This window comes from Odoribacter lunatus (assembly GCF_943193135.1).
Taxonomy (GTDB): Bacteria; Bacteroidota; Bacteroidia; order Bacteroidales; family Marinifilaceae; genus Culturomica; species Culturomica lunata.
The window spans coordinates 110,642-122,265 of sequence record NZ_CALPCZ010000002.1; the positions used below are offsets into that span (position 1 = coordinate 110,642).

Here is an 11,624-nt window from a genome sequence, read left to right on the forward strand (position 1 = left end):
GCATTATGGAGAAGAAAACAGCGTCTTTCGTATTTGAACAGGAACGGGATAAATTACAACGCGGCTTTACGGTAATGATAAAAACCGTCGGGCCGGTATGTAATTTGGATTGTGATTACTGCTATTATATCGAAAAAAACGCACTCTATCCCGATAAAAAATTCAATTTGTCTTCTTTTCGGATGAATGAAGAGGTATTGGAGAAACTTATCCGGGATTATATAATTTCTCAACCGCAAGAAGAAATCGAATTTGTATGGCATGGAGGAGAACCCACTTTATTGGGGCTTGATTATTTCCGGAAAGCTGTGGCCCTGCAAAAAAAATATGCAAACGGGAAGAAGATATTAAATTCACTCCAGACAAACGGAACGCTTATTAACGATGAATGGGCGGAATTCCTTTCTGAAAACGGCTTCCTGTGCGGACTTTCCATCGATGGCCCCCAAAAATTCCACGACCGTTACCGACGTTATCCCAACGGTCAGGGGTCTTGGGAAAAGGTGGTCGAATGCGCCCGGATTTTCTGCAAACACGGGGTGGAATTCAATACCATGTCGGTGGTCAATGCTTCCAACAGTAAGGAACCGGCAGCCGTGTACGAATTTCTGAAAAGTATCGGCAGCCGCTATATGCAATTTACTCCTATCGTTGAACGTATCGCATTGGATGATACGGAGGCACTCTCAATTGTAGACAACCGGTATGCCAAAGCCGCCGCCGTCATGCAGGAAAATGTCAGTGCTGCCGACTGGGGGAACTTCCTCTGCCGGATTTTTGATATATGGGTGAAAAAAGATGTCGGCACTCATTTTGTCAATTATTTCGACAATACATTAGCGGCTTATGCGGGACAAGCGCCCAGCCTTTGCTCCATGGCACCTTATTGCGGCTGTTCGCTTGCCATTGAGCACAACGGAGACGTTTATTGTTGTGACCATTTTGTATTTCCGGAGTATAAATTAGGCAATATCTTTGAAACAAATATTGCCGAAATGGCCAAAAGCGACCGGCAGCTCTTTTTTGAACAAACTAAGCAAGACAGCCTTTCCCGCCAATGCAAAAGCTGTCCTTACCTGCAAGCCTGCGGGGGAGATTGTCCCAAGAACAGGATTGCAGTAAATCGGGATGGGGAATATATCTCCTGCCTTTGCGAAGGTTTTCGGATGTTCTTTGAGCATACCCGTAAACATTTTGAGTTTATGGCAAATGAATTGAAATATCGGCGCCCACCCGCCAATATCATGCATGTAAAACTATAATTTATTGCTCTTATGGAAACCTATCAGGCTGAAACCACCCGTTACGAAAACATGCCTTATTGCCGTTGCGGCCAAAGCGGATTACTGCTTCCGTCGCTTTCACTTGGATTGTGGCACAATTTCGGGAGTGTGGATTCTTTTGAAAATTACAGTCAAATTGCCTTCACTGCTTTTGACAACGGCATTACCCACTTCGATTTAGCCAACAATTACGGACCTTTACCCGGTTCCGCCGAAGAAAATTTCGGGCGTATATTGAAAAAGGGGCTGGCAACTTATAGGGATGAATTGATTATCTCCACCAAGGCGGGGCACGACATGTGGCCGGGACCTTACGGAAGCTGGGGAAGCCGCAAGCATCTCATGGCCAGTATCGACCAGAGTTTAAAGCGGATGGGGGTAGAATATGTTGATATTTTCTATTCACATCGTCCCGACCCCGACACCCCGATGGAAGAGACCATGCAGGCATTGAGCGACATCGTCAGACAAGGAAAAGCCCTTTATATCGGGCTGTCTAAATACAATTCGGAGCAGACACAAACGGCTCTTGCTCTGTTAAAGCAATACGGTACCCCTTGTCTCATTCATCAGGACCGCTATTCCCTTTTTGACCGGAACGTAGAAAACGGGTTATTGGATACCATTGGAGCCAACCATCTCGGGATGATAGCTTTCTCTCCTTTAGCCCAGGGCTTGCTGACCGATCGTTATCTGAACGGCATCCCGGCCGACTCGCGTGCTGCGAAAGCTACCGGATTTTTGAAACCGGAACAAGTCACGGAGGAAAAAATAAACCAAGCGCGCCGACTAAACGCAATCGCTCGGCAGCGGGGGCAAAGTTTGGCAGAGATGGCAATTGCTTGGCTTCTGAAAGACCGTCGGGTATCTAGTGTCATCATCGGCGCTAGTTCTGTCAGGCAGTTACAAAACAATTTGAAAGCACTGAAAAGTCCCGTTTTTACCGATGAAGAACTCAAAGAAATAGATTTAATTACAAAATAGGTTGCTGCAATTTGCAGCAACCTGTCTGTATCTGTTTTTTTGCCGCTATTGGCGGGAACAAATTCTTTTGTGCTTTTTTTCGGCTAATAAATCCCCCTTTTTAAAAACCTATCATTTTCATGTCAAAAACCTATCGTTTTTGAGGTAAAAATGATAGGTTTTCGGTAGCAAAACGATAGGTTTAAAAATAACGTGTTTGGTCATTAAGCCGGATGTATCTAAATGAAGTGCACCCCAAAAGTTAGACAACAAACTTTTGGGGTGCACTTCACAATTTTGACACAGCCCCATTGCGTTATGACGCTATAATATTTCTGGATTATCTTTTTAGTGTATCAGAGCATAAGATATTCCGCAACACATACTCTGACAGTCGACAATAGGAATTTCTTAGAATACTTTATCACCGTTATTTACGGGCATTGACGGTTGAAGTAGAACACATGTTCCGTTTGTTTCTGTTCCGAGGATACGTACTTCGCTTTTCACGGAACCGATGTGCATTGACGGAAGGTTGACACAGCAGATAACCTGTTTGCCTATCAGCGATTCAGGTGTGTATAAGTCGGTTATCTGAGCCGAAGTAGTCTTTACTCCAATCTCTTCGCCAAGGTCAACGGTGACCTTATATGCGGGCTTACGCGCTCGTTTATTTATGTCAACTGCGATGACAGTGCCTGCACGCATTTCAACCTTGTCAAAATCTTCAATTGTTATTTCCATATTATTTCTGAATTATTTAATATTAAACGAGAATGACTAAGTGACTGTTGATCTTCAATTTAATATTTCAAACACCTTAGACAAGAAATGCCGGAATTCAGGACTGTAATGGATATCGCAGGTTGTACAGTGAGTTATATTTCCCTCTTGGGTTCCCATGTCGTAGCGTGTAGTTTCCCCTTGACCGTCTTTATAGAGAGATACAGTGAAAATGGGATAACCGGTGCGTCCTTCGGCATCCTCCTGAGACAGAATTATCTCACGGTTCTTCTCCACAAACAGAGAGTCGGCAAGTCCAATTAATTCTTCTGTTGTCGAAGAGGACAGTGTACTGTCAGGTTTATTTTCAAAACGCGCCACAGCATCGGCGTTCTCTTTCAGAATAATACTACGTGTTCCGCCAACCTTAGTTGACACTTCAACTTTTATGGAATCAACACCATCGCCAAACTTTGTGACTCCGTCATCGGCGACACGGCCTGACGTTTGATTGGAGACATTGCAAGCAGAGAACAGTAAGCCCATCATAGAAGAGAGTACTAATTGAGGTTTTATTTTCATTGTCGTTGTTTTTATATTCTATCAGATTTTAGCTGCCTTTCTTATATGCAGGTTTGCGCGAGTGCTTATTCTATATATATCAACAGTCCTTGATGAATTTCCTACGTTCACAATCACAAGAGAGCATACCGCTTCTTATTTCAAAATGTCGTGAACTGACTTGGATCAACCCGACCACAAAGTTACAAAAAATTTATGGGATTTTAACAATCAAGTTGAGATGAACCGATATACTAACGTCTGGAATTGTTCATCCTAATTTCAGTTCTCCGATGATCATCACGGCGATATCATATCTATTCTGTCAATCTCTCCCGCTTCAATATCGGCACTATACACGGATAGAAAGTTGAATGGGAAGTTGGAAACAAATTCCCTTATAATGACCTTGAGACAAGGTTGTCAGTCACAAGAATGTCTATGTAAGTTATATTTTCAGAATTAACATTTTGAGACAACATTTCCTTTTGAAAGCATTATATATAGTGCGGGAGTAATAAACAGTAATGCGATTGTGCCGAGGAACATGCCACCGATAACACCTATTGCGAGGGATTTTGATCCATTTGAGCCTACTCCGGAAGCAAATATCATTGGAAGTAATCCAAGTATCATTGTCGCTGAAGTCATAATAATTGGTCTCAGACGATGCTTGGCAGCCAATAGTGCTGAAGTTTTTATATCATGACCGTTTCGTCGGGCTTCAACTGCATATTCGGTGATAAGGATTGCTGTTTTTGCAAGAAGACCAATGAGCATAATAACCCCGGTCTGCATATAAATGTTGTTTTCCAACCCAAATATCCAAGCAAGGAGGAAACTACCGGTGAGACCGAAGGGCACTGATAGAATTACAGCAAATGGTATTGTCACACTCTCATAAAGCGCAGCCAGTATAAGGTATATGAATATCACACAGATTATGAACACCCATGTTGAACTGTTACCAGTTTCAGCTTCCTCACGTGTCATTGCTCCGAATTCATATCCGTATCCACTCGGCAATGTTTCCTTTGCAACCTCCTCAATGGCTTTTATGGCTTGTCCGGAACTATATCCATCGGCAGGTGCTCCATTTATGGCAATCGACTGGAACAAATTAAAATGAGTCAGATTTTCAGCTCCATAAATTCTTGTCAATGTAACATAGTTTGAAATCGGTGACATTTGTCCGGATTTATTGCGGACAAAAATGTTACGCAGAGATTCTTCGCTTAATCGGCTTTCTGCCGGAGCCTGAAGCATTACCCTGTAAAGCTTTGAAAATCTATTTATATTGGAAGAATATGAACCGCCTACGTACGCTCCAAGTGTTCTTAGAACATCAACGGGTGAAATCCCATTCCGCTTACACATGGCGGCATCAACCTCAATCTTATATTGAGGGTAATTTGAATTGAATGAGGTCTGGGCTCTTGCAATCTCAGGCCGTTTAGTGAGTTCCGATATAAACTCCTGTGTGACATTTTCAAGATCCTTAACCGACTTGTCTGAAAAATCCTGAATATGTACCTCAAAACCGTTAGTTACACCATATCCGGCTATTATAGGCTGTGCGAAAGACATAATTCTCGCATCCTTTATATCTGAAAGCCTGCGATAGATCTCAGCAATTACCGACTTATTGTCATCAGCCTTACCTTTCCTTTGTTCCCACGGTTTCAGCCTAATAATAAAGGTTCCATTAGAGGCCCCTTGTCCACCTAACATTCCCATGCCAATCGACTTTGAGTATATCTGAAATTGTGGAATATCTGAGATTTTTCCCTCAACCTCAGCCATTATCTGTTCAGTACGTGCTTTAGATGTACCCGGAGCGGCCTGAATATCCACTACTACAGTACCAGTATCCTCATCCGGCACCAGTCCAGTTTTAGTAATCGATAATAAAATAGCAAAAGAGCCAATTGCCAATATAATAAATCCGATTACAATCCATTTATGCCGAAAAAGCACGGATAAAGAGGATTGATATTTACGTCCGATAGCGTTAAAGGCAGCATTGAATGCCTTGGTAAATTTACCAGTCTCGTCGGCCGGTTTCATGATAATCACACATAGAGCCGGACTCAAAGTCATGGCATTGAAGGTCGATATAAGTACGGCAACCGCCATTGTCAGTCCAAACTGTCTGTAAAAAATACCAACCGCTCCTTCAATGAAGCATACCGGGACAAAGACCGCCATAAATACGAGGGAGGTGGTGATTAAGGGGCGCGATATACCGGCCATACCTTTCACGGTTGCTTGATAGGGAGATTTTTCACCGGTATCGAACTGTGACTGAACTGCCTCCACAACTACGATGGCATCATCAACTACAGTGCCTATGACCAAAACCAATGCAAAAAGAGTAAGCATATTTAGAGAGAAACCTGCAAAATATAGAAAAGCAAGAGTTCCTACCAGCGATACAATAATTGCAATACCGGGAATAAGGGATGAACGGAAATTTTGCAAAAACAGCATAACAACGAGTATCACCAGCACGATGGCTTCTATGAGTGTGTGAAGCACATTTGAGATAGACGCATCCATGAAACTCTTTACACTCATGAGGTCAACCAGCTCAAGCCCTTCGGGCAGTTTCTCCGCTGCACTTTTTATCACTTTGTCTATTTTTTCGACAAGTTCATTTGCATTGCTTCCGGGCATCTGGGCTATCATGCAGTTTGTTCCCGGATGCCCTGAAAGTTCATTTTTGACAGAGTAGCTGAGTTGACCAAGTTCAACATCTGCGACATCGCCCAATCTCAGCACACCGCCATCAGGCGTAGAGCGGATTACCAATTGCTTGAACTCATCCTCAGTCTCATAGCGTCCACGATATTTCAAAGCGTATTGGAATGTATTTTCTCCATCTGCACCGAGTGTTCCGGTAGGGATTTCAATATTCTGCTCGGCAAGTACCTCCTCAATATCTGCCGGGACTAAACCATGCACAGCCATTTTCTCCGGCTTCAGCCATATGCGCAATGAATAGTCGGAGCCAAACAAAGTAATATCTCCCACGCCCGGGACTCGTGCAAGGCGAGGCTCTATGTTTATCTTAAAATAATTAAAGATGAATTTCTGGTCATATCTGTCGTCCGGACTATAAAGAGCCACAATCTTTGCCGTACTGTTCTGGCTTTTGCGTACGTTCACACCAGATTGGACGACCTCTGCCGGTAACAGTCCCTGAGCCTGCGCAATACGGTTCTGTACGTTCACGGCTGCCATATCAGAATCTGTGCCTTGTCGGAAATATATGGTTACGGTAGCCTGACCATTGTTATTTGCCGAAGATGTCATGTAGTTGATACCTTCCACTCCGTTTATCGCTTCTTCGAGTGGCGCAATGACCGAGCGTTGTAAGGTCTCGGCATTTGCACCTGTATAAGTTGCAGATACACGTACGGTCGGAGGAGCTATTTCAGGAAACTGCTCCATCGGAAGGCGTGAAAGTCCGATTGTGCCAAGTAAAACTATAAACACAGACAGAACACAGGACAACACCGGTCGGTCGATAAAAGTCTTTATACTCATTGCTGAAAAAATTTTACAGCAAAAATACGTCATAGACGCCCATACCGAGACTGATGGTGTACTATCACGAAAAACGCATACCTTAAAGCGAATCTAGGACTATATGTCGAGCTGATGAATAAATCATTGTTCCGGCTGGAATTGGAGAATTATTGTCGAGCTTATGAATTATCAAATATTCTGCGGAGACGTCGAAAAGGAGGAAAGATTTCATAGTCTTTTTTATAAAGCGTTATGGTCTATCATCGGCTAATGATAGACCATAACACTAACTTACGGATTGTATAGTTAAAGATAATCCTCGCGTTGAGGAGTGAAGACATCCACCACTTCACCTCCTTCAAGCACCTCAAAGGAGTGAGGTGTGTTGCCCGGGATAGCGTATGAATCTCCGGCAGTCAGGATAACATCAATTCGCGGCTCAGTCTCCACTATCAGACGGTATTGACCGGAAATCACATATCCGCACTGCTCGTGAGGGTGGTGATGGGTTGTAGCGTAATTGCCTTTCACGTAATTCATTTTTGTGACCATCGATTTCTCGCCGACAGCAAGGGAATCAAGGTTGACACCCTTGAACACTCGCTTCAGGGCATCCTCTCGTTTTACTACGATTTTCTGCATAGCAATTTTGTTATTTGTTATAATGTTAATTCCATTTGTATGTCACCACGCTCGTAAGCTGGATGATATTCTTCAAGTTCTTTAAAACCAAGTTTACGGTAGAGATTGATTGCGGGCTTTAAAAGTGTATTGCTTTCAAGGAATATTTTCCTGGCACCCGATTTTCGGGCAAATTCAAGCGTAGCACGACACATCTTCTCACCAACCCCGAGTCCGCGAGCCTCTGGATCTACGGCCAGCTTTGCAAGCTCAAAATCATACTCTGTACCTTCCATTCTACATAGGGCTACGACACCCATCGGCTCACCATTGACAAGTGCCACAAAGATGTGTCCCCCTTTTGAAAGTATCGAACTGTCAGGGTCATTAAGCACTTCGAGGTCATGCGGTTCAAGCGACCAGTGGCTGTTTATCCACATTATATTCAGCCTCTTGAATGTCATAAAATATTCCGGCCGATAGTCTACAATTTCTACAACTCTTTTATCTCTCAGGGCTTTCAAGTCTTGTACTCTTTTCAGTAGCGACTTCTCTGCCAAAGCTTTTTCCCAGTTGTCAAGAGCCAGCCAAAGTTTATCAGATGACCGTATCTCTATCGTCCTGACAACACTTTCTACATCCTTGCAGACTTGGATAAGTCTATCTTTCAAATCCACTCCTTTTTCAGTCAGAGCTATGATTGTCGTTCTGCGATCCTCATCAGATTTGCCATCAGTCACAAATCCTGCGTTTTTCAGCTCCTTAACAATATTACTTACCGAAGGATGGCTCTGTCCGATAGCCTTTGCAATTCCGGTAATACTACAATCCGAGCCATCTAAAAGCATAAACAGTACCGGGAACCATTTAGGCTTTATATCAATGCCATATAATTTATAGATTTCGGTAGCCTCGCGTGTAATTTCATCAGCAAGCCAGCGAAGTCTGCTGCCCATCGCCATTATACCGGATTTATCAAAGAATATCATATATGATGTAATTAGTTGCGTAATCGATTACGCAAAATTAGTGAAAATTTCTGATCTGACAAAATTAATTAAAAAAACATCAATATTTCGTCATCGTAGTTTTGTAATAAACCCTCTCAGTGCAAAGGCGAAAGGTTCTGGAGCTTCCATGGCGGTAAAATGTCCGCCGTAGGGCATCTCCGAGAACTGGACAAGTGGGTAATTGCGGTCAATCCACGGCTTAGGTACAGGTAAAATATCTTTCGGGAACCGTGCGATAGCGGTTGGAACATTCACTTTACCCATCGGAGGGAGAGTATAGGAATTGCCGTAATATTGTCTAATGGATGATTATGCGCAGTTGGTCATCCAGTAGAGAGCCAAGTTGTTACAATTTTTATTTAGTGAGCCACGACTTGAATTCACTCGCGCGATTCTTTGCAATATAAATTTCTTCGGGAGTCTCGGCCGTGAGACGTAAGCGCAGACGGCTATCAAACCAAACAGTTATGTCGGCAATTTGGTTGCGATTGATTATGAACTGCTTGTTGGCGCGAAAAAAGAGCGTCGGGTCAAGATTTTTAATCATCGTATCCAATGGCTTGTTGTATATATAAGAGGTTTCTGCAGTGGTGATTATTTCCGTCTTGCGGTCAGTGGAATAAATGCAGGCAATATCTTCTACTGCAAGCGGGATGATTTTATCCTTTATAGCAACAAGAATACGGGATTGGTACTTAGGCTTCTCTGTTAGTTGATTTATACGGAATATATAGCTGTTTAGGTCAGAGGCGGTAAGTCGTTTGAACTTTTCAAAGGCTCGTTCGAGATCCGTCTGCTTTATCGGTTTCAGGAGATAGTCGATGCTGTTGACCTTGAAGGCATCGAGGGCATATTGGTCGTAGGCTGTAGTAAAAATTATCGGAGTGGAGACTTCGATATGATCAAATAAAGAGAAGGCAGAGCCATCAGAGAGATGAATGTCCATAAAAATCAAATCTGCGTGGTTCTGCATAAGCCATTGCTGTGTCTGTTCTACACTTTCGGTGACCGCTGCTATTTCAATAGCACGGTCAACCTTGTAAAGCAGATATTCCAGATTATCTACAGCAGCAGTTTCATCTTCAACAATCAAAACTCTCATATTTTTTCAACGGTAGAATTACTCTGAATATTTTGTCATCGCTTTCGACCTTAATCTCATTGCCACATAAAAGACGAAAGCGGTTACGGAGATTTTCAAGTCCGGTCCCAGTAGAGTGAACTGGAGAACTCTTAGGGCAAATCGCGTTTTCTACAATAAGATTCCCGTCGGCTGTTGTAAATATATCAACATTCATCTTATGGTCGGAGTCAATACGGTTATGACCGGTTATATTTTCCAATAGAGGTAGCAATGAAAGCACCGGGAGTTTGTACTCCTTATATCGAGCATCGATATGGAGGTTATAATAGAGTTTACCACCGAAACGTACTTCCATGACGTGTGAGAACACATCTACAAAATTGATTTCTTCAATAAGTGAAACTAACTGCCTACGGTCGCTATGGAGAATGTATCGGAATATATCTGAAAGTTGTGCAACATATTCAAGCGTAACCTCATCATTTCCTTTCCTGACAAGAGAAGAAATCGCACCTAACGAATTGAAGAAGAAGTGTGGATTAATTTGATTTGCAAGTGCATCGTATCGACTTTGTAGGCTTTCTATTTTCAACTGCTCTATAAGTTTTTCCTTTTGTCTTTTTACGTTATTGAGATCGGCTATATAACCAATGAACGTACAAAGTAGGCTGACAACAAGAAATTGAAAAGTCAGGTGCTTCGCTACTGTACCAGACTGAATTCCAAATAACGGAACAAGATATGAAATTGTAAGAAATAATACTCCGGCAATAAATGAGTACAGAATATTTTTGCCAAAACGCCCTACAAATCCACTATTATTTATTTGTTTGATATTATAGCCAATCTGAAAGTAGAATAGAATGAAGAAAAATACACAACGAAAGATAAAAGACCCCCAGAATGATAATTGAGAACCAGATTGGAGATTAGCTACATTCCAAGGTATCCACATCACATTCGGATATGTGATGAAGAACATGCATAAGAAACTTATAGCAATCCTATGTTTCTGACTTTTGTATAAATCTACTTCTTTCACTATTAAACTTACCGATTTGGCAATATTATCCCACAGTTATTATCGGCTGGCCGAAGAATGAAGACAGCATTGCGAGTGTTGATACAGTGAAATTATGTTCACCACTCAACCAACGGGTAATCTCGCTCGGACGTTTGCCTATGGCATCGGCAAGCTGCTTCTTTGTAAGCCCTTTTTCCCGCATCAGAGAGTCAAGCCGGTTGGAAATCTGAAATGAAAGCCGAGCTTCAGCCCTTTCTTCAGGTGTGATATCACTTAATAACTCCCGTAGAGAAGTTTTTGCCTGTTTCATATATCAAATGTTTTATCTGTTTCAATCTCATTTTCCGTGATAATAACACTTCCATCAGCTACACCCTCCTTAAGCAGTTCCTCTAAACGCTGCAACGTTAGGACGTATCCACTTAATGCATCATCTTCATAGAGTGTACAGTTCTCTGTCTGATCCAATAGGAGTAGTTCTACTCACTCATAATATCTTGTTTTCTATTATAACGCAAATATACGACAATTATTTCACATTTATGCGAAATATGAGATTCTTTTCACTTCAAAACAAAGGGTTGCCAATGACAATTTTAGGAAACAAGATATTACCGACTATTTTTCTCCCTATGGATAGGGGGATTAACAATAATAATTTGTAATTTGCATTGAATTAAGACAGTATGATTCGGTTTTGTTACAAAGGTTATATTAGGGTTCGCTTTGAACTTCTAAAAATCTGCGGACAACTGCTATTCTCACCTTGGAGTCGTGATGACTTCCCTACAAATCTAACGAAAATCTGTTCTTAGTTTCAACAA

Annotated in this window: 10 protein-coding genes; 2 read left to right on the top strand and 8 right to left on the bottom strand. The window is 42.2% G+C overall.

Annotated features, from left to right (window positions below):
* Nucleotides 1-74: 74 nt before the first annotated feature.
* Nucleotides 75-1,262, top strand: a complete 1,188-nt coding sequence (locus NFR61_RS01960; RefSeq protein WP_251620183.1) for an anaerobic sulfatase maturase — start codon at nucleotides 75-77, stop codon at nucleotides 1,260-1,262.
* A gap of 12 nt (nucleotides 1,263-1,274) precedes the next feature.
* Nucleotides 1,275-2,267: an L-glyceraldehyde 3-phosphate reductase gene (mgrA, locus tag NFR61_RS01965; RefSeq protein WP_251620068.1), complete on the top strand. Its 993-nt coding sequence runs from the start codon at nucleotides 1,275-1,277 to the stop codon at nucleotides 2,265-2,267.
* A 390-nt stretch (nucleotides 2,268-2,657) separates the two neighbouring features.
* Here mgrA and NFR61_RS01970 read toward each other — a convergent pair whose 3' ends face one another.
* From NFR61_RS01970 to NFR61_RS02005, 8 genes are all read right to left on the bottom strand, one after another.
* Nucleotides 2,658-2,990 (bottom strand): tRNA-binding protein, encoded by a 333-nt coding sequence (locus tag NFR61_RS01970; RefSeq protein WP_251620069.1) that lies wholly within the window; start codon nucleotides 2,988-2,990, stop codon nucleotides 2,658-2,660.
* 54 nt (nucleotides 2,991-3,044) lie between these two features.
* The gene (locus tag NFR61_RS01975) at nucleotides 3,045-3,551 is read right to left on the bottom strand and encodes a hypothetical protein (protein ID WP_251620070.1); all 507 of its coding nucleotides are present in this window, start codon (nucleotides 3,549-3,551) and stop codon (nucleotides 3,045-3,047) included.
* A gap of 441 nt (nucleotides 3,552-3,992) precedes the next feature.
* Nucleotides 3,993-7,079 carry an efflux RND transporter permease subunit gene (locus tag NFR61_RS01980; protein ID WP_251620071.1) on the bottom strand — a complete coding sequence of 1,029 codons (3,087 nt, stop codon included), beginning with the start codon at nucleotides 7,077-7,079 and terminating at the stop codon, nucleotides 3,993-3,995.
* A 288-nt stretch (nucleotides 7,080-7,367) separates the two neighbouring features.
* Nucleotides 7,368-7,601, bottom strand: a complete 234-nt coding sequence (locus tag NFR61_RS01985) for a cupin domain-containing protein (RefSeq protein WP_251620072.1) — start codon at nucleotides 7,599-7,601, stop codon at nucleotides 7,368-7,370.
* Between the two features lie 119 nt (nucleotides 7,602-7,720).
* Complete coding sequence (locus tag NFR61_RS01990; protein ID WP_251620073.1) at nucleotides 7,721-8,671, bottom strand: bifunctional helix-turn-helix transcriptional regulator/GNAT family N-acetyltransferase; 951 nt, start codon at nucleotides 8,669-8,671, stop codon at nucleotides 7,721-7,723.
* Nucleotides 8,672-9,047: 376 nt separating this feature from the next.
* The gene (locus NFR61_RS01995) at nucleotides 9,048-9,794 is read right to left on the bottom strand and encodes a LytR/AlgR family response regulator transcription factor (RefSeq protein WP_251620074.1); all 747 of its coding nucleotides are present in this window, start codon (nucleotides 9,792-9,794) and stop codon (nucleotides 9,048-9,050) included.
* Nucleotides 9,775-10,758 (bottom strand): sensor histidine kinase, encoded by a 984-nt coding sequence (locus tag NFR61_RS02000; protein WP_251620075.1) that lies wholly within the window; start codon nucleotides 10,756-10,758, stop codon nucleotides 9,775-9,777. Before NFR61_RS02000 ends, NFR61_RS01995 begins: the two co-directional genes overlap by 20 nt.
* Nucleotides 10,759-10,843: 85 nt before the next feature.
* On the bottom strand, nucleotides 10,844-11,110 hold the full coding sequence (locus NFR61_RS02005) for a helix-turn-helix domain-containing protein (RefSeq protein ID WP_251620077.1): 267 nt from the start codon (nucleotides 11,108-11,110) through the stop codon (nucleotides 10,844-10,846).
* Nucleotides 11,111-11,624: the final 514 nt, after the last annotated feature.

Bases quoted from the DNA above. Each gene is read 5' to 3' on its own strand.
- NFR61_RS01960 (WP_251620183.1), top strand. From the start codon at position 75: ATGATAAAAACCGTCGGGCCGGTATGTAATTTGGATTGTGATTACTGC.
- mgrA (WP_251620068.1), top strand. From the start codon at position 1,275: ATGGAAACCTATCAGGCTGAAACCACCCGTTACGAAAACATGCCTTAT.
- NFR61_RS01970 (WP_251620069.1), bottom strand. From the start codon at position 2,990: ATGGAAATAACAATTGAAGATTTTGACAAGGTTGAAATGCGTGCAGGC.
- NFR61_RS01975 (WP_251620070.1), bottom strand. From the start codon at position 3,551: ATGAAAATAAAACCTCAATTAGTACTCTCTTCTATGATGGGCTTACTG.
- NFR61_RS01980 (WP_251620071.1), bottom strand. From the start codon at position 7,079: ATGAGTATAAAGACTTTTATCGACCGACCGGTGTTGTCCTGTGTTCTG.
- NFR61_RS01985 (WP_251620072.1), bottom strand. From the start codon at position 7,601: ATGAATTACGTGAAAGGCAATTACGCTACAACCCATCACCACCCTCAC.
- NFR61_RS01990 (WP_251620073.1), bottom strand. From the start codon at position 8,671: ATGATATTCTTTGATAAATCCGGTATAATGGCGATGGGCAGCAGACTT.
- NFR61_RS01995 (WP_251620074.1), bottom strand. From the start codon at position 9,794: ATGAGAGTTTTGATTGTTGAAGATGAAACTGCTGCTGTAGATAATCTG.
- NFR61_RS02000 (WP_251620075.1), bottom strand. From the start codon at position 10,758: ATGTTCTTCATCACATATCCGAATGTGATGTGGATACCTTGGAATGTA.
- NFR61_RS02005 (WP_251620077.1), bottom strand. From the start codon at position 11,110: ATGAAACAGGCAAAAACTTCTCTACGGGAGTTATTAAGTGATATCACA.